Genomic DNA, 26,147 nt, shown 5'->3' with positions numbered 1-26,147 from the left:
CTCCGAAGCCGGTGATCACGTAGCCGGCGACGGACGAGGGGCGGGCCGCCCCGGAGCTCGAGCCGCCTAGAGCGAACGGGACAGCGCGCTGCTCACCACTCGGCGGGTGTCGGCCGGATCGATGACGTCGTCCACCTCGAACACGGTGGCGACGTTCAGCGCCTTTCCGCGCTCGTAGTAGTCGGCCACCAGCGCGTCGAAGCGCGCCCGTCGCTCCCCGGGATCAGCGATCGCGTCCAGCTCGGCGCGGAAGCCCAGGCGCACCGCGCCCTCCAGGCCCATGCCGCCGAACTCGCCGGTCGGCCAGGAGACGGTGAGCGCGGGCGCGTGCAACGATCCACCGGCCATGGCCATCGCGCCCAGGCCGTAACACTTGCGCAGGACCACGGTCACCAGCGGCACGGTCAGCCGCGCGCCGGCGACGAACATGGCGCTGAACCGGCGGACGGTGGCCGTGCGCTCGGCGTCGGGGCCGACCATGAAACCGGGGGTGTCGCAGAGCGACACCACCGGCAGCCGGTGCGCCTCGCAGAGCTCCAGGAACGCGGCGGCCTTGTCGGACGCGTCGCCGTCGATGGCGCCGCCCAGGTGCTCGGGGTTGTTCGCCAGCACGCCGACCGCACGGCCCTCGATGCGCGCCAGCGCCGTGACGACGCCGACACCGAACCCGCCCCGCAGCTCCAGCACGCTCCCGGTGTCGAACAGCGCCTCGAGCACGGGTCGGATCCGATACGCGCGCAGCCGGTTCTCCGGGATCGAATTACGCAGGATCCGCTGGTCACCGGCAGCGAAGTCGGTAAGAGCCGAGAAATACGAAAGGTACCGACGCGCGTGCGCGACCGCGGCCGCCTCGTCGGGTACCAGGCAGTCGACGACGCCGTTCGCCCAGTGGACGTCCATCGGGCCGACGTCACCCGGCGCGACCACACCCAGGCCGCCGCCCTCGATCATCGCCGGCCCACCCATACCGAGGCTGCTTCCCTCGGTGGCGATGATCGTGTCGCAACTCCCGGCCAGGGCGGCGTTGCCCGCGAAGCAGTAGCCCGCCACCACCGCGAGCGTGGGCACCACCCCACGCAGCGCCGCGAGCAGCCGGAACGTCTCCACGTCCAGTTGCGCGACGGCCGACGTGTCGGTGTCGCCGGGGCGCCCGCCACCGCCCTCGGCGAAGATCACCAGCGGTAGCCGTTCCCGGGCGACGAGCTGGAACAGCCGGTCGGTCTTGCGATGGTTGTGGATGCCCTGGGTGCCTGCGAGCACTGTGTAGTCGTAGGTCATCACGGCGGTCGGCCGGCCGTCGACGGTTCCGGTGCCGGTGATCAGCCCGTCGGCGGGCGTGCGCGCGATCAGGTCGGCCAGATCGCGGCGCCGGCGCTGCGCGGCGATCGTCAGCGCGCCGTACTCCACGAAACTGCCTGGATCCAGCAGGTCGGCGAGGTTCTCCCGTGCGGTTCGGCGGCCGCGGGAGTGTCGCCGCTCCGTCGCGGCCACGCGCACTTCGTCGGAACCGAGCTGTTGTCGTTCGAGGACCTCGGCCAGGTCGGGGCGGATGCGGTCGGGATCGGCGGCTGCGGTCGCGGACGGGGCCGCGGCGGCCTCGGCCGACTCGGAGAGGAACACCAGCGGCGCACCGAGCGCGACCGTGTCGCCGACTTTCACGGCCACGTTCTCGACGCGACCCGGGCGCCCGCCGCGTACGACGTGCTCCATCTTCATCGCCTCGAGGACGACGAGTTCGGCGTCCGCGGCGACCAGGTCGCCCTCGCCAACCGACACCGCGACGACGACGCCGAGCAGCGGGCTGACGACCGCACCGGCCACCGCGACGGGCGCGGGGTCGGGCACGTGCTCGTCGACGAACGTCGTGGTGAGCGTGCCGTCGGTGTGGGCGAGCACGTTCGCCAGCTGCGCCGTGTTGACCGGCACCCCGTCGACGTCGAACTCCGCGAGGGCCCTGGACACGCGGGCGACGGCCGCCTCCAGCGTGGACCCGGTGCCGATCACCTTCGCCAGCAGCGAGTCGTACCGCGGGCCGATCTCCCACCCGACGTAGCCGTGCGTGTCGACCCGGACGCCGCGACCGGTCGGCGGCTGGAACCGGGTGAGCGTTCCGCCTCCTTCGGTGTTCACGCGGGCCTGGACCGCGAAGCCGCGGCTGGGGACCGGGCCGGGAACCGGCCCACCCTGCGCGACCCGGAGCGACAGCTCGACCAGATCGAGCCCGGTCACCTCCTCGGTGACCGTGTGCTCCACCTGGATCCGCGGGTTGACCTCGAGGAACGCGAACTCGGACCCGGCGACGAGGAACTCCACGGTCGCGAGCCCCCGGTAGTCGCTCACGAGTCGTTCCGCCGCCGCGTGCAGGGCTTCGCGCAGCGGATCCGGCAGTGCCGGCGCCGGCGCGATCTCGACCAGCTTCTGCCGCCGCCGCTGCGCCGAACAGTCCCGGTCGCCGAGCACGACCGTGGTCTCTCCGTCGCCGACGACCTGCACCTCGATGTGCCGCGCACCGACCATGAGCTGTTCGACGTAGACCTCGTCGTCGCCGAACGACGCGCGCGCTTCGGACGCGCACCGGCGCAACGCTTCGTCCAGATCCTCCGGACGCGTCACCGGCCGCATCCCCCGGCCGCCGCCACCGGCGAGGGCCTTCACCATCACGGCGCCGTGCCGGGCGAGGAAGTCGTGCGCCGACGCCAGGTCGGAGGTGCTCGCGAGTACCGGGACGCCCAACGCCTCGGCCCGTTCCCGGGCCGCGACCTTGTTGCCGAACAACTCCAGCGACTCCGGCGACGGCCCGACGAACGTGATCCCGGCCGCGGCGCACGCCCGGGCCAGCGCCGGGCTCTCGGAGAGGAAACCGTAGCCGGGGTGCAGCGCGTCGCAGCCGGTACGCACGGCCGCTTCGACGATCGCGTCCACGTCGAGATACGCCGCAGCGCCGGCCTTCGGCAGGCGAACGGCCCGGTCGGCGCGGGCGGCGTGCGCGCAGTTCGCGTCGTCGTCGGGATGAACGGCAACGGTTTCGACGCCGAGCGCGGCCGCCGTCGCGCAGATGCGAACCGCGATCTCGGCGCGGTTGGCGACGAGCAGCCTCACCGGTCGCCCCGGCGGAGCACGATCCCGGCCGCTTCCCGGTCCCAGACGCGATCGCCGACGCCCGCGTCCCGGAGCCGGTGCTTGTGGACTTTCTGGGTCGGCGTCTTGGGAAGCTCGGAAGCGAACGCGAGATAGCGCGGAACCATGAAGTACGGCATTCGATCGACGAGGAAGCGAGTCAGCTCCGCCGGATCGATCGTGCGTCCTTCGCGGGGCACGACGACGGCCTTGATCTCGTCCTCGGTGAGGTCGGACGGCACCGCGACGACGGCGCTCTCGGAGACGTCGGGGTGCTCGTTGATCACCCGCTCCACCTCGAAGCTGGAGATGTTCTCGCCGCGGCGGCGCAGGGCGTCCTTCATCCGGTCGGAGAAGTAGTAACGCCCGTCGGCGTCGGTGCGGAACGCGTCGCCGGTGTGCACCCATCCGTCGACGAGCGTCTCGGCGGTCTTGTCCGGCAGGTTGTGGTAGCCGCGCATGACCAGCAGCGGGTCGCTGGGGCGCACGTGCAGTTCGCCGTCGACCAGCTTCAGCTCGAACTCGTCGCGCGGAAAACCGCACTCGCCCCCGACGAGGGTGTCCGGCGGTCCGTTGAGCACCGCACCGATCTCGCTCATCCCGTAAACCGCAGCGAGTTCGACGCCGAACCGCGTGCGGAAACCGTCGATGTCGCTGGCCAGTGGGGCCATGATCGCGAGCTCCAGCGGGTTGTCGGCGTCGTCGGGACGGTGCTCGGCCTGCTGCAGCAGTTCGGCCATCGCGCCGAGCATCACCGTGACCGTGATGCCGTGCTCCCGGACGGTCGGCCAGAAAGCGCTCACCGAGAACGACGGTTCGAGGACGCAGGCCGCGCGGTGGATCAACGCCTGGTAGACGCCGTACCACTGGCCGGCCAGGTGGAACAGCGGGAGCGTGACCAGGATGCGGTCGTCACGTACCGGGCGCGCCTGATCCTCGCGTGACGCGTACGTGTACGCGTGGGCGTGCGAGATGAGGACGCCCTTGGACGGCCCGGTGGTTCCGGACGTGTACATGTAGGCCATCAGGTCGTCGGCGGTCTGTTTCGTGGGTGCCGCCGGTTCGTGGCTGAGCAGTTCGTCGAACGGACGCACGTCGAACCGGGCGCTGGGGACCTGGTCACCGCGGACGACGAGCGTGCGCAGCGCGGTGAGGTCGTCGGCGATGCGTTCGACGCGCTCGACGTAACCGTCGTCGACGACGAGCACCTCGGCGCCGGAGTCGTTGAGCACGTGGGTGAGGAAGCTGCCCTTGTAGGCCGAGTTGATCGGCACCTCGATCAGGTTGCCGAGGGAGACGCCGGTCCAGGCGTGGACGGCGTCGAGTGAGTTGTCGGTGAGCAGCGCGACCGGTTGCTGGCGCTCGAGGCCCAGGCTTCGCAGCCCGGCGGCGATGCGCAGCGACCGGTCGTGGCTCTCGGCGACCGTGTACCGGGCCGCGCGCCCGATCTGGGCGAGGTCGTCGGGGATCTCGGCGAGCGCGCGATCGTAGGCGGCTCGCAGCGTCCGCTCGGGTACCTCAGGTAAGCCCACCTGCGCTACTTTACATTCGTGTCAAGTCGCCGGGACGATTTGCTGGACTCCGCCGAGGACGTTTTCTGCCGCTTGGGATACGCCAGAACGACGATCGGCGAGCTGGCGAGCGCGGCCGGCGTCACCCGGCCGACGATCTACGCCTACTTCCCGTCGAAGGACGACGTGTTCCGCGCGCTGGCCGACCGGGTGCGCCTGGAGTTCCTGGCCCTGCAGGAGAAGGCCGACACGTCGTCGCCGGAGCGGACCGTGCGGGAGGCCTTGACCGCGTTCCTGGCCGCCTACACCCGGCACTACGGCGTGTTGACGGTGATCGCGCACCAGGCGCTGGCCGATCCGGCGATGCGGTCGTTACGTGACGAGATGTTCGCGCGGGTCGAGCGGCGCAACGCGCGGTTCCTGGAGCGGCTGGTCGCGGCGGGGCTGGCCGATCCGGCGATCCCGGGGGCGGACCTCGCCCGCGCGGTGACCGGGTTGACCGCGCGGAGCGCCGAGCGGGCGTTCGAGTCTCCGTCCGAGCTGCCGACCCTCGGCGAACAGCTGGTCAGGTGTTATCTGCGGTTGGCGGGCATCGCCGACGGGTAGCCCTGTTGCGTGAGCACAGGAGAGCTGATCACGAGCATCTGCTGGCTGCTGCTGATCGTGGGGTCGGTGGGGTGGCTGGCCTTCGGTCTGGTGCGCGTCTCGCGCCGGCGCCGGCACCGGCGCTGGTTCCGCCCGGCCCGCTGACGCGCGCGGTCAGGTCGTGACGAGCGCGCGGGGAGAGCTCTCCTGCTCGCCGTCGCCGACTATCGCCACGAAACGGTTTCCGACGGTCGCCAGGTCACGCACGACGCCGACCGGAGGCACCGCGTAGCGCCAGCCGTCGGCTTTCCAGTAGCAGAACACCGACCGCTCCGACGACCCGAACGCGACCGCCCTTCCCCCGTCGGGACCGGCCGACACCTGCGCCCATTCCGCGTCGCGGGCCATCTTCGGGGTCGGCAGTTCGCGGGCGGTCCCACCGACCTCCCACACCGCCACCCCCGTTCCCGGCGTGCGGACGACGACCAGGCAGGTCGGCCCGGCGCACGACAGGTCGAGTGCACGGGCCACCGGTGCGTTCCCGAGCGGCAGCGCTCGCCACGACCGGAGATCCGGCGCTCCCAGCCACACGGTCGGACGCAGCGAACCCCCCGTCGTCGAGTGCCCGACCACCACCGGCCGGCCGCGCGACACCCCCATCCCGCTGGCCAGGAACCCGGCGAGGGTGCTCGGCACCCGCGCCCACCGCGTCCCGGACGCACGCCAGAACGCCGGGCCCGGCTGACCGTCGGCCCAGTTGCCCAGCAGCAAGGGCTTCCCGGCCACCGTCTGCAGCCCGACCAGACCCAGGCTGTCGGGTCCGCCGAACGTCTCGAACGTCTGCGGGAGGTCGTCGGCGCCGCCCGACACGGTCCCGGCCCAGATCGTCCAGCGCGGTATACCGTGGGCGCCCCCGGGGCGCTGCCCGGCGAACGCCACCGTGTCACCGGAGAGCGTCGCGGCCACCAGGTCGGCGGTGGGCCCGTACGGCGAGTGAGGACGCAACACGACCGTGGTCACCGAGCGGCCGACGATCCAGGCCGCCGGCGCGTACCGACCCCGCTCCCCGGCCACCAGAACCCGGTTCCCGTCGACCGCGAGCGTCCGCGGGAGCGCGTCCGGGAGCGCGATCGTCGTCCAGCCGGGATCCTCGATCTCACGCTGCGAGAACGTGCACGCGGACACCACGAGTAGCACCATCGTCAGCACCACGGCGCCCATACGGAACACTCGTCTACTGTACGGATTCGGTACCCGGTGTCCGGTCCGGTTATCCTCCGTCTCACCGGCCACATTGGTCAGTTAAGGCGGGTAGGGCATGAAGACGGGATTCGCGCACACGCTCGTGGCCGCCGCGCTCGTGCTCGTCACCGCCTGTAACTTTTCGCCGACCGATCCCGATCCGGTCCCGAGCACCAAACCGGCCCCCTCGCCCACCCAGGACGAGGTCGATCTCGTCGCCGCGTTACGCCGGACCCAGCGCGTCCCGCACCACTTCGCCGTCGACGCCGACCTGCCCAAGGACGAGCACCTCACCGGCAGCGGCGAATTCGACGTGACGGAACAGCTCTATGCCTCCTCGACCGGAACGCTCGACCGGGTCGTCATCGGCAGCGACTACTACCAGCGCGACCCCGGAGCCAGGTGGGTGCACGTCGACCTGGAGCGCCTCAAAGAAGACAGCAAACTGCACTTCGGGATGGCCGACGCCACCGGCCTCCTGCAGTTCGCCGACGCGATCACCGAAGCGCACAAGACCGGGCCGAACACGTACAGCGGCCGGTTCCAGCCGGACACCGAGGACTTCAAGGAGCCGTTCCTGCCGATCGGCGCGCCGAGCCTGTGGTCGATCGGGATGCGGGTGTCGCCGTTCACGGTCACGGTGGACGCGAAGGGGTGGGTGATCGAGGTGTCGATGGAGTTGACGCCGACCGACAGCCCGACCCTGCGCATGGAGGCCACGCTCAGCGCGCAGGGCCAGCCGGTAAGCGTCGAGAAGCCCACCGCCCAGGAAGCCGACGAGGCGTTCTACAAGTAGCCGCTCAGCGGAACGCGTCGTAGCCGAGCCACCCGGCCAGTCCGAGGCCGGCCACCGCGATCACGACGCGCAGCGCGTCGGACGGTGAATGCCGCACCACGATCGGACCGATGCGGGCGCCGACGAGGCAGCCGATCGCGAGCGGCAGCGCCGCCGACCACACCACCGGTCCGAAGAGCGCAAACCCGATCGCGGCGACGCCGTTCGCGGCGCCGAGCACCACGTTGCGGTAGGCACCGGCCCTGGCCAGCGTTCCGGTGCCGATCGCCAGCAGCACCGCGAGCATGAGCACGCCCGCGGCCGCGCCGAAATAGCCGCCGTAGATGCCGATCAGGAAGATCGAGAACAGGGTCGGCCAGCCGGGCCGGCGTTCGAGCGCGGCCGCCTCCCCCGGACGGCGCACCAGGATCGCGATCGACGCCCCCGCGATGAGGAACGGCACGATCTTCTCGAAGGCGTCGGACGGGGTCCACAGCAGCAGAGCACCGCCGATCGCGCCGCCGAACACGCTCACGGCCGCGAGTTCCAGCGCCCGCTTCCAGTGCCCGGTCAGCTCCGGGCGGGAGCCGGACACCGCCCCGACGGTGTTGGCGAGCAGCGCCACGGAGTTCGTCACGTTCGCGGCGACCGGCGGTATACCGACGGCCAGCAGCGCCGGGTAACTGGCCAGCGAGGCCAACCCGGCGATCGTGCCGGTCAATCCGGCGCCGAGACCGGCGACGACGAGCAGCACGAACGTCATACGTTCTCGGACAGCAGCACCGCGCGCGTCCCCGCCTCCAACGCCTCGAACACGTGGGCGACGTCGCCCGGGTACTTCACGTAGTCGCCGGGGCCCAGTTCGACGGGGTCGTCACTCAGCCCCACGAGAGCCCGTCCGGTACAGATCACCACGTGTTCCACCGTTCCCGGCAAATGGGGTTCCGATGCACGCGGCCGCCCGGGTTCTGCCGAAACCAGGTAGATGTCCCGGCGGGCGTTCGGCGGGCAGGACGCCAGCAGCGTGGCGACGTACTCGGCGTGTTCCGAGTAGATCGTCGGCCCCTCGCCGGCCCGGATGACCTGCACTTTCGGGATGGCCGGTTCGACCAGCCGGGAGAACGGAACGTCGAGGGCGACGCTGAGCGCCCACAGCGTCTCCACGCTCGGATTGCCGGAGCCGGATTCGAGCTGGGACAGCGTCGACTTCGCGATGCCCGCCTGTTTCGCGACCTCGCTCAACGACATCCGGGCTCGGGCACGCTCACGCCGCAGCGAGGCCGCGATGACGTCCAGCGGTGCTCCCCGCCGCGTGTTGTCGGTCACTGGGTTCGCTCCATCGGTCTGATCGTTCGTCTTGACGAACGCACCTGTAGCGTTCATCGTAGCTTCCTATGCGTTCGATTTACCGAACACTGGGCCCGGAGGTGATCCGGAGCATCGCCCTCGTATGCCTAGCCGACGCGTTGGTCGGGGTGTCCTTCGGGGCGATCGCGGTCAGCGCCGGATTCCCACTGTGGATTCCGATTCTGCTCTCGGTCGTGGTCTTCGCCGGCGCGGCGCAGTTCCTGTTCATCGGGCTGATCGCCGCCGGCGGCAGTCCGCTGGCCGCGGTCGCGGCCGCCCTGCTGGTCAACGCCCGCCACCTCCCGTTCGGCTTCGCGGTCGGCGACGCGATAGCGCGCGTCGGCTTTCTCCGACGGCTGATCGGCTCACACCTGATGACGGACGAAACCGTGGCGTTCACGCTGGCCGAGGACGATCCCCGGCGACGACGGGCGGTGTACTGGGCGACCGGGAGCGCGCTGTTCGTCTGCTGGAACCTGTCAGTGGTACTCGGCGGGCTGGCCGGCACCGTGATCAGCGACACCGACGCCCTCGGGCTGGACGCCGCGTTCCCGGCCGTGCTGCTGGCGCTGGTACTGCCGTCGCTGAGCGATCCACGAACGCGATGGGCCGCGCTGATCGGAGTCGTGATCGCGCTGGCCACCACGCCGGTACTGCCGGCCGGCGCGCCCGTGCTGCTGGCGCTGATCGGCGTCGCCGTCGTCGGGTTGATCCGCCGGCGCGATCGGACACCGGCATGACCGGGCTGCTCGTCGCGATCGCCGTCCTCGGCGTCGGCACGCTCGGGTTCCGGCTCGCCGGACCGCTGTTGCGGGAGCGGCTGACGCTCTCGCCCCGGATCGAGTCGCTGATGGGGCGGCTCACGGTGGTGCTGCTCGTCGCGTTGGTCGCGACGACGGCGACGCTGGAGGGCGGCGAGTTCGCCGGGGTCGCCCGGCCGGCCGGCGTCCTCGTCGGCGGGGTGCTGGCCTGGCGCAGAGCCCCGTTCGTAGTCGTGGTGATCGCCGCCGCGGGTACCGCGGCCGGGCTCCGGCTGCTGGGCGTGCCCTGAGCGCGGTGCGAGGATCACCAGGTGAGTGCGAACAGTCGGCGAACGCTCGTCCTCGGTGTGGCCATCGCGCTCGTGGCGGCCAACCTCCGGCCGGCGCTCGCCGGCGTGGGGCCGGTGCTCTCCGACATCCGTGGCGATCTCGGCCTGTCCGGCGTCGGCGCGTCGCTGCTGACGTCGCTGCCGGTGATCTGCCTCGGCGCGATCGCGGCGTTCGCGCCGGCACTCGGCCGCCGCTGGGGCAGCGAGCGAGTGATCGCGCTGGTCGTGGCCGTGATCGCGGTCTCGCTCGCGCTCCGCGTGACCGACGGACGAGTGGTGCTGTTCGTCGGCTCGATCGTCGCCGCGGGTGCGATCGCGATCGCGAACGTACTGATCCCCGCGGTCATCAAGCGTGACTTCGCCGGCCACACCGGCACGATGACCGGCATCTACACGATGTCGCTCTCCGGCGCGGCGGCGGTCGCCGCCGGCGTGACGGTCCCGCTCAGCGACGCCACCGATCAGGGCTGGCGGGGTGGGCTCGGGTTCTGGGCGATCCCCGCTGCCGTCGCGTTCGGGGTCTGGACGCTTCTGGTGTGGCTCCCGGCGCGCCGCAACCCCACCGCCGCACCGCCGCACCGGGGCGGCGGCTCGCTCCTGCGCGACGGCCTCGCCTGGTACATCACGCTCTACTTCGGCCTGCAGTCGCTGTCGTTCTACAGCGTGCTGTCCTGGCTCCCGTCGATCTACCGCGACGAAGGCTACGACCCGGCCACCGCCGGGCTCCTGCTCTCGATCTCCGCGTTCGTGCAGATCCCGATCTCGCTCGTCCTGCCACCGTTCGCCGCCCGCGCCCGCGACCAACGTCTGCACACGCTCGCCTGCACCGTCGCGACGCTCGCGGGGCTCACCGGCGTGATGATCGCGCCGTCCGGTGCGCCGTATCTCTGGGTGGTCCTGCTCGGCATCGGTCAGGGCGGCTCGTTCGGCCTCGGCCTGCTGTTGTTCTCGCTGCGTACCCGCACGACGGCGGCCACCGCCCGGCTCTCGGCCCAGGCGCAGACCGTGGGCTACCTGCTGGCCGCGACGGGGCCGCTGCTGGTCGGCGCGCTGCACGACGTCACCGACTCGTGGTCGGTTCCGGTGGGGCTGCTGATCGTGCTGTTGATTCCGCAGGTCGTGTTCGGCCTGCTGGCCGGGGCGCGGCGTTTCGTCGGCGCCGAGGTCAGAGAGACCGCAGAAACTTCGCGGTAGCCGCGTCGGCCGGGTAGAACGACTCGATCGCGAGTTCCGCGACCGTGACGTCGAGCGGGGTGCCGAACACCGCGGTCATGCTCAGGAACGACAGTTCGTGCTCCTGGTGCCGGTACCGCAGCGGCACGACGACGTCGTGCGGCTGGGGCTCCGCCTCGCGGTCGAGGCCGCCGGGGTAGGCGGTCAGCTCCGCGAGCAGCTCGGCCGCGGCCCGGTCACCGGTCCCGGCGACCTGCCGCTCCAGCCGGGTGAGCAGGTGCGCTCGCCATTCGCCGAGGTTGACGACCCGCGGCGCCATGCCGCCGGGGTGCAAGCTCAGCCGGAGCACGTTGATCGGGGGTTCCAGCAGCGAGGGTTCGACCGAATCGGCGAAGAGAGCGAGCCCGCTGTTGGCCTCGACGAGGTTCCAGTTCTTGTCGATCACCACCGCCGGGTGCGGCTCGTGTCCTTCGAGCACCTGCCGCAGCGCGCTGCGTACGGCGTCGAGCGACGGATCGTCGAGACCGTGGTCGGGGAACGCGGGTGCGTACCCACCGGCCAGCAGGAGTGCGTTGCGCTCGCGCAACGGGACGTCCAGCTCGTCGCAGAGCCGCAGGATCATCTCGCTGGTCGGCCGCGACCGACCGGTCTCGATGAAGCTCAGGTGCCGGGCCGAGACGTCGGCCTGCAGCGACAGGCTCAGCTGGGTGAGCCGCCGCCGCTCCCGCCAGCCACGCAGCAGTTCTCCTACTGCGGGCCGACGGGTCATGCTGGTGAAACTACTGGATGAGCTGCAAGCCCGTGTCTTCCAGTACCTCGTTGATCGGCTGGAAGAACGAGACGAAGCCGGGGGTCTCGCAGTCACCGATCGAACCGCCGGAGACGATGCCCTGACCCTGGTCACCGGCGAACAGCGAGCCGCCGCTATCACCGGGCTGGCTGCAGACGTCGGTCTGGATGAGGCCCTGTACCGCGCCCTCGGGGTAGACGACCGTGGTGTCGAACGCCAGCACGACGCCGCAGGTGGTGCCCGTCGTCGAACCGGTCTTGCAGACCGGGGAACCGACCGGGACCTGGTCGGTTCCGGTGATCGGCTGGGCCTGGTCCTGGTTGATCACCGCCGGCTGCGGGTCGAGCGCCTGGGCGTCGTCGACGCGGATGACGCCGTAGTCGTTGCCGGGGAACTGGGTCAGCGCGGACTGACCGATGACCTCCTGGCCGTCGGTCCAGGTGTCGATCGCGGCCGTGCAGTGCCCCGCGGTGATGATGAACGCGTTCTGGCCGCTCGTCGCGTTGAACGCCGAGGAGCACCGGCCGGCACCGCCCTCGGCCTCGATCGCCTGCCCGCCGAAGAAGGCGTGCGTGGCGAAAGCAGCCGTGGTGCGCTGCACGTTCACCGCGTCGCCGTAGCCTGCGAGCTTGTCCAGCCACGCGTCGGCCCGCGGGTCGGCGGCGGCCTTGCGGGAGACCTGCACGGTCACCGCGTTGTTCGACGGGTCGATCGCCCACGACGTTCCGGGGATGCGCCCGATCGCGTCGAGCTGGGTCTTGACCTGCTGCAGGTCGTTCAGGTCGCGGCTGACCAGCTTCGGCGTCGCGCCGGCGGCCTCGACCGCGTCGGCGGCCTTCTGGTCGGTGACACCGACCATCAGCTCACCGGTCGTCTTGCTGATCCAGGTGCCGGCACCGCTGTCACCCAGCGAGTTCTGCAGCGACGCCGCGGTTCTGGTGCGCTTGTCCAGTTGGTCCAGTCGTGCGGCCGCGTCCTGTTCGGAGATGCCGAGTTGGGCCGCGAGAGCGCTGACCGCCAGCTTCCGGATCTCCGCGGTGTACGCGCCGGGGCCGGTGTCCGCGGCTTCGACCGCCGGTCGGGCCGCGTCAGTCCCAGTCTTGTCGGACGCCCCAGCGGTTGGCGCCGTGGCCATGAACGCGGCTAACGCGGCGGCGACGGCACCCGCCACGACGGACGAGATCGTGATGTTCCGTCGGCGGGCAGTGGGGGAACGACGGTGACGGGGAGTAGTCATCCGGCCTCCTCGGTATCGGGTTCCGTGCGGGCTCGGTACTAATGCGACCAACACGGTTCACCGTCGTGAATGGTTCAGGGCGGATTCCGGGGGTTTGAACCGTGGGCCGTCCGCTTACCTCGTAGGTAATCGACGCGAAGGCCAGGTCGAGCCAGGATTTTGGTGTCGGATCCCCCGCCAACAGGGAGCACGCCCCGTGAGCGACATCGAACAACTCGTCACTCGATACCTCAAAACCTGGAACGAAACCGACGCCGAGCGCCGCCGCGCCGAGATCGACGCGGTGTGGTCGGACGACGCTCTGTACACGGACCCGCTCGCAGTGGCCGAGGGGCGCGACGCCATCGACGCCACGATCGGTGCGGTGCAGAGCCAGTTCCCGGGCCTGGTCTTCCGGCTCGCCGGCCCGGTGGACGCCCATCACGAGCAGGCGCGCTTCCAGTGGGAGCTGGGCCCGGCCGGAGGCGAAGCGCTCGTGGTCGGGTTCGACGTGGCGGTGTTCGCGGACGGCCGCGTCCGCCGCGTCTACGGCTTCCTGGACAAGGTGCCCGGCTGAGCTCCGGTCAGGCGGTGAGTGAGCTGTCGACGCTCGGAACGCTCGCTCGCCGCCCGGCCGCTGCCACCGTCAGCGGACTGCGCAGCCCCCACAGCGGTTCACCGTGCGAGTCGGCGAGCGGCTGGGGATCCGGGCTCATGACGACGGTCGGGGCCGGAATCGTGCGCATACCTGGGTCGGCCGTGCCGGCGAGCGTCAGGTGCAGCGAAGCGAGCAACTCTCCGAGCGGGCGGCCGAACGGCATGCGCGCCAGCCGCCTGTTCCAGCCCTTCCGGTCGTGCAGCCAGCTCTCGAGGTAGTGCGCACAGATCGAGGGTGTGAACGTGTGATGGGCCAGCGTCGCGGCCTCGAGAGACGCCTCGATTCGCCATCGCAGCGAGGGTGCGTCACGCATGCGGCCGACCCGCTCCTGCACCTCGTCGATGAAGTGGAGCCGTCGGTCCAACGCCCGCTTCCAGAAGGCGGCATCGGCACCGCGGACGGAGTCACCCAGGTCGAGGCGCCAGAACAGACCTTCGGCGAGGACGTCGCCGAACTCCTCCCCGCGGGCGCGGTGCGGGCTGTGGAACGGGTCGTACGGCCGCTGCACCGCAGTGCCGGTCGTGGCGACGGCCCGGTCCGCGGCGCTGTCGAGCAGGAAGAACCAGTCCTCGTTGTAGACGTTCGGAAAGAACCCGGTCGCCTGCTGCGCGTCGACCATCAACGCCCCGCCGCCGACGAACGTGTCCTGCTGGCCGCCCGTCAGCCGGTTGGCGTGACACACCACCGAGTTGTCGGGATATCCGTCGACGAACAACCCGGCTGCCCGGTGGCCGCGCCCCATCACCGCCGCGGCCCGGCAGACGTCGACCCAGTCCGGCACGATGATGTCGTCGTCCAGGAAGAACAGCGCGCGGACGCCGAGCGACTTGGCCAGCACCAGCGCGAGGTTGCGCTTCACGCTGGTGTCGCTGGGGCGCGTCGTGACCTCGGGCGCCACGGCGTCGGCGCGGAAGCGGAACATCGGCTCGCTCTGCGCGTAACCGATCGGGACGTCGATCACGATCAGCCGGTCGTCGAGACGAGCGCCGTAGCGTCGCACGACTTCGGACGCCGAGCACTTGCCACTGGCAAGCACCAACAACGTGCAGTCCAGTCGTTCCGCCAGCCGGACCGCGTGCGCGAGATAGGAGACCGGCCTGCTGGTCGGAACCGCGATCATGTCGACGTGCGCGTTGCTCGGCGCGGAGACTCGGACCGGCCGCAACAGGTCGCGGTGCGACCCGTGGTGATGGGGGGAAACCCAACTGTTCCGCGCCGTCACCGCGTTTGGCCCGCCGTGCGTGACCACTCGAAGAGCCGATTCTCTTCCAGCGTCCAGTCCGGGGTCAGGGTGTTCCCGGCGAAGACCGGCACCCGGATGAGCAGCAGGAACTCCTCGGCGTCCCCGAAGCGCTCAGCCAGGTAACTCTCGTTCCGATCGCGGAACCAGGCGTCGGTGAGCGCTCGCACGGCGCCGAGCGTGCCCCGCCCGAACATGGCGTTGCAGATCGTCACGGTGCGACGGCGGTTGAGCGGGCTCGGCCCGCGGTAGAACAGCGCGACGTCTTCGATGAGCTCGGCCGCGCCCTGGTCGGCGATGACCTGCGGACGGAACTGACGTCGACGGTCACCCTCGACGACCTCGAAGTACGCGTCCTGGACCCGGTTGTCGGCCGACACCTGGCGGACCGGCAGGTGCATCCGGCGGAGCAGGTCGCGAGTGACCGGATTCCAGTCGACGCCGCCCAGGAGGACGAGGTGGCTGGCGAAGTCGTCTCGCGTCAGCGCGCTCGCCGGACGGAAGCGGACCCGGTTGTTCTGCGGATTGGCGGCCCGGATGTGCCCATACGCCTCGACCATCGAATCCAGGTCCGCGTAGCGGAACAGTTCGACGTAGTCGGGACTGGACGAACTGGCGTACCCCGGCCGCTCATCGACCGGCAGCTCACTAGCGACGATGACGACCGGGCGCTGATCCCCGAAGTGCCAGGTGCCGTAGCCGACCGCTCGACCGATGGGTGGCTCCGCGACCGCCGCTCCCGCGGACGGGGAGTCGGCCTCCGCCGCGCCGATCGCCGCCGCGCGCAGCCCGACGAGCTCGCTCTCCAGTTCGTAGAGGTGCTCTTTCTCCACTTCGGAGAGATCGTCCTCCTCGACGATTCCCTCGCTCAGCGAGCGCTGGGTCGCGAACACCCTGGCGTAGGCGCGCACCCGGCCTTCCGGCGGCACCGTCGGCTGGGTGTCCCGCTCCCAGGACGAGATCAGCGGTGCGCTGAGTGGCTCGGCGCCGCCGAGCAACTGGCCGAGCTGCTCCTGCGTCAAGCGCCGCCCCAGCCCGGATCGCCGGAGGTCACGCAGCTTGCGCGCGAGACGCACCGGTGGCGACACCGAGTCCTGACCCTGGGCTGACATGTTCAGCCTTCTTCACTGAAGTAGAGAAGTTTAGTTACCCCCTGACGATAGAGCAGCCCGCAAGGCCGATCCACGAGCCCTCCTTACCGCCCCATAAGCCTCATTGTTCACACCCGTCACCGATCAACCTAAATATTGTGGGTACAATAGCTTCAGCTATTGTCAGCCGTTCAGCTGAATGCTCTACTCGTTAGTAACGGTATTCGGCGACGTCCCGCCCGGTGCGGGAGCGTCAGGTGAGCGAAGGGGGCTAGCCGTGGGACTCCCGACACCGTTGAGGCGCACGTGCCGGCCGAATTCGTCCGCATAAGACGATTAGTCCCGCTCTCTGCGGCAGCGTCGCCGCAAATGATTCTCGTCCGGGCTCGAACCCGGCCCGACGCTCCGGCTGACACCAGCGGATCGTCCCGGCTTAATTGGCAATTGCCAGGCGACGTCAGCTTCTGGTTTCAGCTGACGGCCCGCGCCTACGCTGGCCCGACTCTCGTCGGCGCTCGACGACGTAGTCCCTGTTTCCGCGGCCCCTGGGAGGCCGAGACGACACGACTCTTCGAACACATCTCGAATCGGTCGGTCGCCGCAACGGCGCGGCATACGGCGTACTTGTGAACGAACACCCCCGGCTGTCCGTTGGCGCGAAGGCCAGGGGTGTCCGTGTTCCCTGCTGGCGGGGTCATCTCCGCCGGCACCGCAGTGCCTTCATGGGGGTGACCCACCATGCTCAAGGTAAGCATTTTTACGGATGCCCGGCTACGGATTCCGAAGGCCGCCGAACTCGTCGCCGCGAGCGCGGTGGCGATCGCCCACGAGGTCGCCGGCTGGCTGCTCATCGTGTTCGCGATCCTCATCGTCGCGGTCGCCGGGCCGAAGCGCGGATCTCGCGTGTTCGCGGTTCTCTTCGCGACGGTCATCGTGCTGGTGGTGCTGTCCGGCTGCGCACCTGCCGACTCGTCCGGCGCCGACGTGGCTCCCTGGCTCGTCACCGGGGCCGCGGGGGCCGTGGCGGGAGCCGCTGCCGTCGCCGCGGTCGTCGTCGTGACCGCGGCCCGGGTGGCGGCGACGGCGCTCGGCGCATTGGCCGGTGTGGTTCGGGTGCTCATGTGGACGGCGCTCGTGCTGGCCGTCCTGGTCTCGGCGCTCATCGAGTCCGTCTGAGACTGCGCCGGCCGTCCTGCGGGAGGGGGCAGGACGGCCGGCGCGCGTGAAGTCAGCCGCGGCGACGGATCGCGTAGCGGCTGCGGTCGTGAACGACGTTCTTGCCGCGGCCGGGCAGCTCCACGGCCCGCGGCGACTCGACGGAGCCCTTCCGACCCTTGGCTGCGGCCCGGCGTTCGGCCCGGCTCAGCCCGGGCTCCGAGGGCTCGTTGGTAGACAGTGCACGCATGTGGCGACCTCCGAACAGAGGGGTGCCCAGCGACGAAAAAGGAGACGGTCAGCTGAGCACGGTGGACGACGGACCGCGGAGTAGTCACGCGGCGTGGGTGCTCGTCAGCTGATCACGGGAATGACGTTACCGGCCCGCGCCACCTATTTATTACGTGCGAAGTCGCACGTCCTCGGCGCTGCACACCTGCGCACCCATGTTCAGCTCCATCATCTCCAGCGCCGCCTCGGCGAGGTGCGGGTGGATGCAGGCCACCGCGTCCTTCGGGATGACGACCTCGTGGTGCCGGATGTGGGCGTCGAGCGCGGAGTAGAGCACGCACTGCTCGGTGACCTGCCCGGTCATCACCAGCCGGGTCACGTCGAGCGACCCCAGCAGGTACTCCAGGGGCGTCTGGAAGAAGATCGAGTGCCGCGCCTTCACCACGAACATCGTCTCGTCTCCCGGCCGGAGCGGCTCGACGAGGTGCGGCGCCTTGCCGTCGAGCGCCGACTGATAGATCAAGTCACGGTTCGACGTCCACGACCCGAAGTTGTCGTTGACGTAGATCACCGGCACGTCCGCGCGCTCGATGAGCGTCGAGATCGCGGGTACGACCTGCTCGGCCGACGCCAGCAGCCGGTCGGCGTCCGGGTAGTCGTACGGGGTGATCATGTCGATCACTATCAACGCGGTTTTGGGCACAGAGGTGGACTAACCACCCGCGATCGGACTATGCGCATTCATCCGGCTTTGGTGAGCGCCGACCCCGTGACGTCGACGCTCACCACGGGCATCAGCTGAGCTCGGCCGCGATCAGCTCGGCGATCTGCGCGGTGTTCAGGGCGGCACCCTTACGCAGGTTGTCGCCGGTGATGAACAGATCAAGCGTGTTCGGGAAGTCCAGCGCCTGCCGGATCCGGCCGATGAACGTCGGGTCCGCACCCACGGTGTCGGCCGGCGTCGGGAACTCGCCCTTCGCCGGGTCGTCGACGACGACGACGTTCGGCGCCTCGGCCAGCGCCTCGTGCGCCTCGTCCACGGTGACCGGCGACGCGAACGTGGCGTGCACCGCGAGCGAGTGGGTCGTCACGACCGGAACCCGCACGCAGGTCGCCGAGACGCGCAGGTCAGGGATGTCGAGGATCTTCCGCGACTCGTTGCGGACCTTGAGCTCCTCGCTGCTCCAGCCGCCGTCCTTGAGCGACCCGGCCCACGGAACGACGTTGAGCGCCAGCGGGGCCGGGAACGGGGACGCCTGGTCACCGAGCTTCTCGGCCAGCGCCGCACGCACGTCACCGGCGCGAACGCCGAGGTCACGCCGGCCGCCGACCACGCCGAGCTCGTCGTGAAGCCGGTCGACGCCGGGCTGCCCGGCCCCGGACGCCGCCTGGTACGACGCCACGACCAGCTCGGTGAGCTGCCACTTCGCGTGCAGCGCGCCGAGCGCGTCCATCATCGTCAGCGTGGTGCAGTTGGGGTTGGCGATGATGCCCTTCGGCCGGTTGGCCGCCGCGGCCCCGTTGACCTCGGGCACGACGAGCGGCACGTCGGGGTCCATCCGGAACGCGCCGGAGTTGTCGACCGCCACCGCGCCGCGCGAAACCGCGATCGGCGCCCACTGCGCGGACACCTCGTCCGGAACGTCGAACATCGCCACGTCGACGCCGTCGAACACCGACGGCTCGAGCAGGCGTACTTCTACCTCTTCACCCCGGACGACGAGGCGCTTGCCGGCCGACCGCTTCGAGGCGACGAGCCGGATCTCTCCCCAGACGTCGGCGCGCTCGGACAGGATCGACAGCATCACGGTGCCGACCGCACCGGTGGCTCCGACGACGGCGAGGGTGGGCTTCCGGCTCATCGTCCGCTCCCCGCATAGACAGTGGCTTCCTCGTCGGTGCCGAGCTCGAACGCCTCGTGCACGGCGCGCACCGCGGCGTCCAGGTCCGTGTCACGGCAGACCGCGGAGATGCGGATCTCCGACGTCGAGATGATCTCGATGTTGACGCCGACCTTGGCCAGCGCCTCACAGAAGGAGGCGATGACGCCGGGGTGCGACCGCATGCCGGCGCCGACGACCGAGACCTTGCCGATGTGCTCGTCGAAGATGAGCCGGTCGAAGCCGATCGTGGGCTGCACCTTCTGCAGCGCGGCCATCGCCGCCGGGCCGTCGGCCTTCGGCAGCGTGAACGAGATGTCGGTGCGCGCGGTCGCGGCGGCCGAGATGTTCTGCACCACCATGTCGATGTTGATCTCGGCGTCGGCCACCGTGCGCAGGATCGACGCGGCGATACCGGGCTGGTCGGGTACGCCCACGACGGTGATCTTCGCTTCGCTCCGGTCGTGCGCGACGCCGGAGATGATCGCCTGCTCCACGGAAGGGTCCTCCATCGACCCGGCCACGATCGTGCCGGGCTTGTTCGAATACGACGAGCGGACGTGAATCGGGATGTCGTAACGCCTGGCGTACTCCACCGACCGGAGGTGCAGGATCTTCGCGCCGCAGGCGGCGAGCTCCAGCATCTCCTCGTACACGACGGTCTCGAGCTTCTTGGCGTTCTTCACGATCCGCGGATCCGCGGTGTAGACGCCGTCCACGTCCGTGTAGATCTCGCAGACGTCGGCTTTCAGCGCCGCGGCGAGCGCGACCGCCGTGGTGTCGGAACCACCGCGGCCCAACGTCGTGATGTCCTTGGTGTCCTGGGCGACGCCCTGGAACCCGGCGACGATGGCGATCGCGCCCTCGTCGACCGCGCCCTGGATCCGTCCGGGCGTCACGTCGATGATGCGCGCGGCGCCGTGCCGCGCGGTGGTGAGCACACCGGCTTGTGAGCCGGTGAACGAACGGGCCTCGTACCCGAGCGAGTGGATCGCCATCGCGAGCAGCGCCATCGAGATGCGCTCACCCGCCGTCAGCAGCATGTCGAGCTCGCGCCCCGGGGGAACCGGGGCGACCTGGCCGGCCAGGTCGAGCAACTCGTCAGTGGTGTCACCCATCGCGGAGACCACGACCACGACGTCGCTGCCGGCTTTCCGGGTAGCGACGATGCGCTCCGCTACCCGCTTGATCCGCTCAGCGTCGGCGACCGAGGAGCCGCCGTACTTCTGTACGACGAGTCCCACGTCGCTCCTTCCGTACGGCCCGGCAGGACGCACCCACCAGGCAGAGTTCCGTGCCCAGGGTACCGGCGGTCGCAGCCCGTTTTTGCGGCCAGGCACCCCGGGTGGTATCCGATTGACCACTCGTGGGAGACTCGTCACGTCGCGCCATCGTCAGGTCGCCTTCCGTCAAGACATCACGGAATGTCACGAATGCCTGTGACTGGTGTGACCACATGCGCGCCACCTCCCACGTTCGGAGGATTCCGCAACGCCGGGTAGACGAGATTCTCACCCGGTATCAGGTCATTGCGGGACATCTGGCCCCACTGCGAACCGTCGCGCTTTCCACCTCGTCTGGATCGTGGTGCAATGCCACAGCGAACACCGCCGGTGGGTGAGAATTACTCACCGGCCGCGGGGGCGCGTTTCGCCAGTAGCGACAGTAGACGGAGGAGTCGTGCCCACGTCCCTCAAGGGCTTACGTCCGGCCGCCACCTCAGAGGGGCCGGTCAGGCGGGTCCCGAACGCCGGAACGCCCTCCGAGGACCGGAGTAACTCGGGCCCCGAGCAGCCGGTCAACCGGCCTCTGACCCGCAGTCAGCGCTTCCTCGGTAACGCTCCCATCCGGGTCAAGGTCGTTCTCATCACCTTGGTCCCGTTGATGGCGATGTTCTTATTCGCCGGCATCCTGACGTACATCGTTACGGACGAGGCCCAATCGGCACAGCAGGTGCAGCAGCTCGCGCGCCTCGGCAGCCAGGCTTCGACGCTCGTCAACGATCTCCAGCTGGAGCGGTCCGCGGCCGCCTATTACGTCGCGAACCCCGGCGAGGGGAAGACGCACCCGCCGCTTCGCCGCTTCATCGAGGCCGGCACGACGACCGACGCCACCCTCCGCCAGTTCCTGGCCGAGGCCGGTCGTCTCGACGCCGACACGAAAGCGCCGATCCAGAGCGAACTGCAGAGCGTCACCCGCGGCTCGACCACGCTGGTCAACGGGCGCAACAACCTGCTCAACCAGGCCCGCAACGGCGGCGTGACGGTCAACCTCGCCGCGCAGAAGTACGAGACGCTGATCGGCGACCTCCTGAAGATCGGTGACCGGCTCGCCGGTGCCGCCGACGACCGTGACCTCTCCGACCAGCTCGCCGCCGTGTCGGTCTTCTCCCGGTACAAGGAGTCGATCGGCCGGGAACAGGTGCTCGTCCTCGACGTCCTCGTCGACCAGGACAAGAAGTTCACGAACGAGTCGTTCAAGGAAGTCACGCAGGCGGCCACCGAGCAGGAGACGTTCAACACGGAGTTCGGCGAGACCGCGACGCCGACCCAGCGCGGTGCCCGTAACGACACGGTCAGCCAGGAAGGCCCGTACCGATCGGCGGCCTCCCGAATCCGTAAGACGTCGATCGGCGCCGAGATCAATACGACGCAGACGCAGTGGGTCGCCGACAGCACCCAGATCGACTCGGTGCTCCGTAACGTCGAAGAGAAGCTGAGCGCCGACGCCGTCCAGGCCGCCGCCAACTTCCGCGACGACGCGATCCGCAAGACGATCATCGTCATCACGGTGGCGCTCGCCGCCCTGGTCATCGCTCTGCTGGTCTCGCTGGCCGTCGCCCGTTCGATGGTCCGCCCGCTGGTCCGGCTGCGGTCCTCGGCCCTCGAGGTGGCCTACCAGTCGCTGCCCGAGGTCGTCCGCAGGCTGCAGGACGCCGACCAGCAGACCGCCGCCCAGGCGAGCGCCGAGACCAGGGCCCGCACGCTGGACATCCGTTCCGGCGACGAGATCGGCCAGGTGGCCCAGGCGTTCAACGCGGTCCACCTCGAGGCCGTCCGGGTCGCGTCCGAGCAGGCGCAGCTGCGGCAGAGCGTTTCGACGATGTTCGTCAACCTCTCCCGCCGCTCGCAGCTCCTGGTCGACCGCCTGATCCGCCTGATCGACGGCCTGGAGCAGGGCGAGCGCGACCCCGACCGCCTCTCCGAGCTGTTCAAGCTCGACCACCTCGCCACCCGAATGCGGCGGAACGACGAGAACCTCCTGGTCCTCGCCGGTGCCGACGCCGGTCGCCGGTGGACCCGCCCCGCACCGCTCGTCGACGTCCTCCGGGCCGCCACCGCCGAGGTGGAGCAGTACACCCGGGTCAAGCTCGGATCGATCGACGACTCGGTGGAGATCTCGGCCGCGGCCGTGAACGACCTCGTCCACCTGGTCGCCGAGATCCTGGAGAACGCGACGTCGTTCTCCTCCCCGCGTACCGACGTCGTCGTCGACTCCCGCCGGGTCGGTGACCACGTGATCATCGAGATCGAGGACCAGGGCATCGGAATGAGCCGCGAGCAGCTCGCGGAGTTCAACGAGCGCCTGGCCAAGCCGCCGGTCTTCGACATCGCGGTCTCCCGCATGATGGGCCTGTTCGTGGTCGGCCGCCTGGCCTCCCGCCACGGCGTCAAGGTCATGCTGCGGGACGCGTCCGGTGGCGGTGTCCTCGCGATCGTCACGCTTCCGTCCGGTGTTCTCCACGGCGACCAGCCCGTCGTCCCGGCGCCGCTGCCGGCCGCGGAGAGCGACGAGCACGGCGACCGTCCGGTCGAGCGAGTCACGTCGGAGCGGGTCGACCGCACCGGCGAGCAGCCCGCGCTGCCGGCCGCGAACGCCCACTACGCGCCCACCGGCAACTTCGGCGCCCCGACGCCCGGCCAGCCGCCGTTCGGCGGTGCCCCGCAGCTGCCCCCGACGCCGTTCGGCGGCAACCAGCCCTCGTTCGGCCAGCCGGGCCAGCACCAGCAGCCTCAGCACCAGCAGCCCGAGCAGCCGTTCGCTCCGGCCGCGGAGCAGAACGCGTCCGACCCGTGGGCGCAGCGCAGCGCGCCGCCGTTCGGCGGGGTCCGGCAGGACGCCGAGGAGCAGGACAACCAGCGCGAGCAGTACGGCCCGCCGTCGCACGGCCAGCCGAGCGCCCGGGACCTGTTCGGCCCGGTGACCCCGGAGCCGCTGCCCCGGCGCGACGAGCGTGACGACAGCGGAGCGCAGGGCTTCCCGTTCGCACCCACCACGCCGACGCCGGCCCAGCCGCCGTTCACGGCTCCGGGTGCGGTCGAGGAGCAGCCCGACCCCAGCTGGTCGGAGCCCACGCGGCCGGTGCCGATCATCCGTGACCCGGCCGCCGCCGCGGCCACCGGGACGCACAGCATCCTCGGCGACCTCCGACCGGAGACCGCGCCGAACGAGGCCCGCGAGCCCGACCTCACCTGGAGCACGGGCGGGATCCCGCGTCCGGTCGCCGACGAGCAGTCCTCGCCGAACGCCGCGACCACCCAGCCGGGCTTCCCGGCGCCTTCTCCGAAGCCCGCCGGCCCGACGCCGGGCGGCCCGACGCCGCTGCCGGTCCGCGACCCGTTCGCGAGCCGCGAGGCGCAGGTGCCGCAGCAGCAGACCCGGCCGATCGCGCCGACCGGTCCGCTGGCGCCGACCAGCCCGGCCGCGCCGCCGGCCCCGGCCGCCCAGGCCGCTCAGGCTCCGGCGCAGAAGGCTCCCGAGGCCGCACCGACCTCGCCGAGCCGGGCCGGTGGCGGTTCCGCCGCCGACGCGATGGCCGCGCTGCGACGCGAGGCCTCGTCGGACCGGTCGAACGCGACCGGCGCGCAGAAGATCTTCCGCGCCGGCCCGTCGGACCCGCCGAACTCGGACCCGACGATCGAGATGCCGCTCCCGATCTTCGACGCGATCGAGTCGGAGTGGTTCCGGTCACGCACCACCGCGGCGCCGCGCAACGGCAGCAGCAACAACGGCTCCTCGTGGTCGCCGCCGCGGGTGCCGGAGGCTCCCGGCGCCGCCCGGAGCACCGCGCCGGAGGAGCCGGAAGAGAAGCAGGCACCCGAAACCACTCGCCTCCCCGAAGCGCCGGTCTCTCCGGTGGTCGGCGGCGAGGTGCCCTTCGCCCAGAACGCAACCGCCGCCTGGAGCCGCCCGCGCCCGAACGGGAGCAACGGCAGCAACGGGACCAACGGCAGCAACGCGGACGAGCCGGCCACCCCCAGTGGCATGGAACGGCAGGAAGAGCCGGTCAGCGTCGGTGCTGCACGCCAGCCCGCCACGGCCGCATGGGAGTCTCCGGCGGACGCCGGATGGCGCGCTGCGCAGGCAGTCGCCGAAGCGGCTCCCAGCAGTACCACCAAGACGGGTCTACCGAAGCGTGTTCCGATGGCACACTTCGTGCCGGGCCGTGTGGAAACGGCGGCGAAGAAAGCTTCTCGCCCGACTTCCCACCGGTCTCCCGAGGCGGTGCGGGGCGTTCTGTCCAGCTACCGCAGCGGTCTTGAGCAAGGGCGTCAGGCCGGGCGCCCGTCCCCGACCGGTACGACCCTTGCCGGCTCACCTGAAACGCAGGAGGAGATGTGAGCTCGCTGAGCCACGATGCCCAGAACCTCAACTGGCTGGTGGCGAACTTCGCCAACCGCGTCCCCGGCATCGCCCACGCCGTGGCCGTGTCCGCCGACGGACTGCTGTTGGCGGTCTCCGACGGCCTGCCTCGGGACCGGGCCGACCAGCTGGCAGCCATCGCCTCCGGCCTGGTGAGCCTTACCCATGGCGCGGCGCTCTGCTTCGAGGGCGGCAGCGTCAGCCAGACCGTCGTCGAGATGGACACCGGCTTCCTGTTGGTCATGTCCATCAGCGACGGATCTTCCCTGGCCGTTCTCGCATCGCGTGCGTGTGACATCGGTCAGGTCGGGTACGAGATGGCACTGCTCGTGGAGCGAGTGGGACAGGTGCTCACGCCTGCCCTACGCTCTGAACTCCACGCCAGCCTTCCGCGCTGAGGGACGACAGGAGACGTCGCGCGATGAGTACCGAGTACGTCGATCAAAGCGGGCCGCTGGTGCGCCCGTACGCGATGACCGGGGGGCGAACCAGATCCCGGGTCGACATCGCGATGGAGGCACTGGTCACGGCCACCGCACGTGGTGACCGCGAGGCCGGATCTGCCCGGCACGAGTGGCAGAGGATCGTGGAGCTCTGCCAGCAAGTGCAGTCGCTGGCGGAAATCGCGGCGTATCTTGGCACACCTCTCGGGGTTGCCCGAGTGATCGTCGGCGACATGGCCGAGGCCGGAATGCTGGATGTGCACGAGCCCGGCAGGCTCGACGACCAGCTCGGAACGTATCTGCTGGAAAGGGTGCTCAGTGGACTTCGGAAGCTCTAGCCCCGGCCGCCCGCCGCGGGTGACGGCGAGCCGCGCCACCTCGGCCAAGATCGTCATCGCGGGCGGGTTCGGCGTGGGCAAGACCACGCTCGTCGGGTCGGTTTCGGAGATCCGTCCGCTCACGACCGAGGCGGTGATGACTGCCGCCGCGATCGACGTCGATGACGCCTCGAAGATCCCGGGGAAGTCCACCACCACGGTGGCGATGGACTTCGGCCGTATCACGCTCGACGAGGATCTGATCCTGTATCTGTTCGGTACCCCCGGGCAGACACGGTTCTGGTTCATGTGGGACGAGCTCGTGCGTGGCGCGATCGGTGCGGTCGTGCTGGTCGACACTCGTCGCCTGGCCGACTGCTTCGCCGCCGTCGACTTCTTCGAGCAGCGCGGGCTGCCGTACGTCGTCGGTCTGAACTGCTTCGACGGCATTCAGCCATACACGACGCAGGACGTGCGTGACGCGCTGACGATCGGCCAGGAAGTACCGATCATCAACTGCGACGCCCGTGGCCGCGAGTCGACGAAGGCGCTGCTCATCTCGCTCGTCGAGTACGTTTTACGTCTGCGTGGCGCGGCTCCGGCCGGCGTCGGCAGCTGATCCACCTTCACGAGAGGCCGCGGC

Annotated in this window: 25 protein-coding genes; 12 read left to right on the top strand and 13 right to left on the bottom strand. The window is 70.3% G+C overall.

What is annotated here, in order from left to right; genetic code table 11:
* Positions 1 to 66: 66 nt before the first annotated feature.
* Together CRYAR_RS01180 and CRYAR_RS48395 are read right to left on the bottom strand one after the other, a co-directional pair.
* A complete protein-coding gene (locus CRYAR_RS01180) occupies positions 67 to 3,099 on the bottom strand; it encodes a carboxyl transferase domain-containing protein (RefSeq protein ID WP_035847735.1) in 3,033 nt (1,010 codons plus the stop codon).
* Positions 3,096 to 4,649, bottom strand: coding sequence for an AMP-binding protein (locus CRYAR_RS48395; RefSeq protein WP_035847733.1), 1,554 nt, complete (start codon positions 4,647 to 4,649; stop codon positions 3,096 to 3,098). The genes CRYAR_RS01180 and CRYAR_RS48395 overlap by 4 nt, the downstream gene beginning before the upstream one ends.
* Positions 4,650 to 4,667: 18 nt before the next feature.
* Here CRYAR_RS48395 and CRYAR_RS01170 point away from each other — a divergent pair, with 18 nt between their 5' ends.
* The gene (locus CRYAR_RS01170; protein WP_169744976.1) at positions 4,668 to 5,234 is read left to right on the top strand and encodes a TetR/AcrR family transcriptional regulator; all 567 of its coding nucleotides are present in this window, start codon (positions 4,668 to 4,670) and stop codon (positions 5,232 to 5,234) included.
* A gap of 9 nt (positions 5,235 to 5,243) precedes the next feature.
* Complete coding sequence (locus CRYAR_RS50065) at positions 5,244 to 5,378, top strand: hypothetical protein (RefSeq protein ID WP_281174530.1); 135 nt, start codon at positions 5,244 to 5,246, stop codon at positions 5,376 to 5,378.
* A 9-nt stretch (positions 5,379 to 5,387) separates the two neighbouring features.
* Here CRYAR_RS50065 and CRYAR_RS01165 read toward each other — a convergent pair whose 3' ends face one another.
* On the bottom strand, positions 5,388 to 6,443 hold the full coding sequence (locus tag CRYAR_RS01165; RefSeq protein ID WP_157017218.1) for a hypothetical protein: 1,056 nt from the start codon (positions 6,441 to 6,443) through the stop codon (positions 5,388 to 5,390).
* A gap of 88 nt (positions 6,444 to 6,531) precedes the next feature.
* Between CRYAR_RS01165 and CRYAR_RS01160 the strand changes: the two genes are divergently transcribed.
* Positions 6,532 to 7,251, top strand: coding sequence for a hypothetical protein (locus CRYAR_RS01160; RefSeq protein ID WP_035847729.1), 720 nt, complete (start codon positions 6,532 to 6,534; stop codon positions 7,249 to 7,251).
* Between the two features lie 4 nt (positions 7,252 to 7,255).
* Here CRYAR_RS01160 and CRYAR_RS01155 read toward each other — a convergent pair whose 3' ends face one another.
* Together CRYAR_RS01155 and CRYAR_RS01150 are read right to left on the bottom strand one after the other, a co-directional pair.
* Entirely contained in the window at positions 7,256 to 7,993 is a 738-nt protein-coding gene (locus CRYAR_RS01155; RefSeq protein WP_035847727.1) for a sulfite exporter TauE/SafE family protein, read from the bottom strand.
* A complete protein-coding gene (locus CRYAR_RS01150) occupies positions 7,990 to 8,613 on the bottom strand; it encodes a helix-turn-helix domain-containing protein (protein WP_084699885.1) in 624 nt (207 codons plus the stop codon). The genes CRYAR_RS01155 and CRYAR_RS01150 overlap by 4 nt, the downstream gene beginning before the upstream one ends.
* 11 nt (positions 8,614 to 8,624) lie before the next feature.
* Between CRYAR_RS01150 and CRYAR_RS01145 the strand changes: the two genes are divergently transcribed.
* From CRYAR_RS01145 to CRYAR_RS01135, 3 genes are read left to right on the top strand one after another with little or no spacing between them, the layout of a single operon-like run.
* Entirely contained in the window at positions 8,625 to 9,317 is a 693-nt protein-coding gene (locus CRYAR_RS01145; RefSeq protein WP_035847723.1) for an AzlC family ABC transporter permease, read from the top strand.
* A complete protein-coding gene (locus CRYAR_RS01140; RefSeq protein WP_035847720.1) occupies positions 9,314 to 9,628 on the top strand; it encodes an AzlD domain-containing protein in 315 nt (104 codons plus the stop codon). Before CRYAR_RS01145 ends, CRYAR_RS01140 begins: the two co-directional genes overlap by 4 nt.
* Positions 9,629 to 9,649: 21 nt before the next feature.
* Positions 9,650 to 10,861, top strand: a complete 1,212-nt coding sequence (locus CRYAR_RS01135) for a CynX/NimT family MFS transporter (protein ID WP_084699883.1) — start codon at positions 9,650 to 9,652, stop codon at positions 10,859 to 10,861.
* On the opposite strand, the gene CRYAR_RS01130 is transcribed toward CRYAR_RS01135, so the two are convergent.
* The gene (locus tag CRYAR_RS01130) at positions 10,833 to 11,609 is read right to left on the bottom strand and encodes a helix-turn-helix domain-containing protein (RefSeq protein WP_035847718.1); all 777 of its coding nucleotides are present in this window, start codon (positions 11,607 to 11,609) and stop codon (positions 10,833 to 10,835) included. The genes CRYAR_RS01135 and CRYAR_RS01130 overlap by 29 nt on opposite strands.
* A 10-nt stretch (positions 11,610 to 11,619) precedes the next feature.
* Entirely contained in the window at positions 11,620 to 12,867 is a 1,248-nt protein-coding gene (locus CRYAR_RS01125) for a S1 family peptidase (RefSeq protein ID WP_084699881.1), read from the bottom strand.
* Positions 12,868 to 13,063: 196 nt separating this feature from the next.
* On the opposite strand from CRYAR_RS01125, the gene CRYAR_RS01120 reads away from it, so the two are divergent.
* Positions 13,064 to 13,423, top strand: a complete 360-nt coding sequence (locus CRYAR_RS01120; protein ID WP_035847716.1) for a nuclear transport factor 2 family protein — start codon at positions 13,064 to 13,066, stop codon at positions 13,421 to 13,423.
* 7 nt (positions 13,424 to 13,430) lie between these two features.
* On the opposite strand, the gene CRYAR_RS42480 is transcribed toward CRYAR_RS01120, so the two are convergent.
* Positions 13,431 to 14,669 (bottom strand): hypothetical protein, encoded by a 1,239-nt coding sequence (locus CRYAR_RS42480; RefSeq protein WP_157017216.1) that lies wholly within the window; start codon positions 14,667 to 14,669, stop codon positions 13,431 to 13,433.
* A gap of 53 nt (positions 14,670 to 14,722) precedes the next feature.
* Positions 14,723 to 15,856, bottom strand: a complete 1,134-nt coding sequence (locus CRYAR_RS01110) for a helix-turn-helix domain-containing protein (protein ID WP_035847714.1) — start codon at positions 15,854 to 15,856, stop codon at positions 14,723 to 14,725.
* A 717-nt stretch (positions 15,857 to 16,573) separates the two neighbouring features.
* Here CRYAR_RS01110 and CRYAR_RS01105 point away from each other — a divergent pair.
* On the top strand, positions 16,574 to 17,011 hold the full coding sequence (locus CRYAR_RS01105; protein WP_157017214.1) for a hypothetical protein: 438 nt from the start codon (positions 16,574 to 16,576) through the stop codon (positions 17,009 to 17,011).
* A 52-nt stretch (positions 17,012 to 17,063) separates the two neighbouring features.
* Here CRYAR_RS01105 and CRYAR_RS46675 read toward each other — a convergent pair whose 3' ends face one another.
* The 4 genes from CRYAR_RS46675 to CRYAR_RS01090 all read right to left on the bottom strand — a co-directional run bounded on the left by CRYAR_RS46675 (position 17,064) and on the right by CRYAR_RS01090 (position 20,345).
* Positions 17,064 to 17,240, bottom strand: coding sequence for a hypothetical protein (locus tag CRYAR_RS46675; RefSeq protein WP_157017212.1), 177 nt, complete (start codon positions 17,238 to 17,240; stop codon positions 17,064 to 17,066).
* A gap of 150 nt (positions 17,241 to 17,390) precedes the next feature.
* Positions 17,391 to 17,924, bottom strand: a complete 534-nt coding sequence (locus CRYAR_RS01100) for a cysteine hydrolase family protein (protein ID WP_035847710.1) — start codon at positions 17,922 to 17,924, stop codon at positions 17,391 to 17,393.
* Positions 17,925 to 18,015: 91 nt separating this feature from the next.
* Positions 18,016 to 19,083 carry an aspartate-semialdehyde dehydrogenase gene (locus CRYAR_RS01095; RefSeq protein ID WP_035847707.1) on the bottom strand — a complete coding sequence of 356 codons (1,068 nt, stop codon included), beginning with the start codon at positions 19,081 to 19,083 and terminating at the stop codon, positions 18,016 to 18,018.
* Positions 19,080 to 20,345, bottom strand: a complete 1,266-nt coding sequence (locus CRYAR_RS01090) for an aspartate kinase (protein WP_035847705.1) — start codon at positions 20,343 to 20,345, stop codon at positions 19,080 to 19,082. The genes CRYAR_RS01095 and CRYAR_RS01090 overlap by 4 nt, the downstream gene beginning before the upstream one ends.
* A gap of 640 nt (positions 20,346 to 20,985) precedes the next feature.
* Between CRYAR_RS01090 and CRYAR_RS01085 the strand changes: the two genes are divergently transcribed.
* Genes CRYAR_RS01085 through CRYAR_RS01070 form a run of 4 tightly spaced genes read left to right on the top strand, consistent with a single transcriptional unit; the run spans position 20,986 to position 26,123 of the window.
* Positions 20,986 to 24,723 (top strand): sensor histidine kinase, encoded by a 3,738-nt coding sequence (locus CRYAR_RS01085; RefSeq protein WP_035847702.1) that lies wholly within the window; start codon positions 20,986 to 20,988, stop codon positions 24,721 to 24,723.
* A complete protein-coding gene (locus CRYAR_RS01080) occupies positions 24,720 to 25,142 on the top strand; it encodes a roadblock/LC7 domain-containing protein (protein ID WP_035847699.1) in 423 nt (140 codons plus the stop codon). Before CRYAR_RS01085 ends, CRYAR_RS01080 begins: the two co-directional genes overlap by 4 nt.
* A gap of 23 nt (positions 25,143 to 25,165) precedes the next feature.
* Entirely contained in the window at positions 25,166 to 25,525 is a 360-nt protein-coding gene (locus CRYAR_RS01075) for a DUF742 domain-containing protein (RefSeq protein WP_035847696.1), read from the top strand.
* Positions 25,506 to 26,123: a GTP-binding protein gene (locus tag CRYAR_RS01070; RefSeq protein WP_035847694.1), complete on the top strand. Its 618-nt coding sequence runs from the start codon at positions 25,506 to 25,508 to the stop codon at positions 26,121 to 26,123. Before CRYAR_RS01075 ends, CRYAR_RS01070 begins: the two co-directional genes overlap by 20 nt.
* The last annotated feature ends 24 nt before the right edge of the window (positions 26,124 to 26,147 follow it).

Origin of the sequence: Cryptosporangium arvum DSM 44712 (assembly GCF_000585375.1) — a bacterium.
Lineage (GTDB): Bacteria > Actinomycetota > Actinomycetes > Mycobacteriales > Cryptosporangiaceae > Cryptosporangium > Cryptosporangium arvum.
Note: the sequence above shows the minus strand (reverse complement) of the source record. Positions and strands in the feature narration are given on the sequence as shown.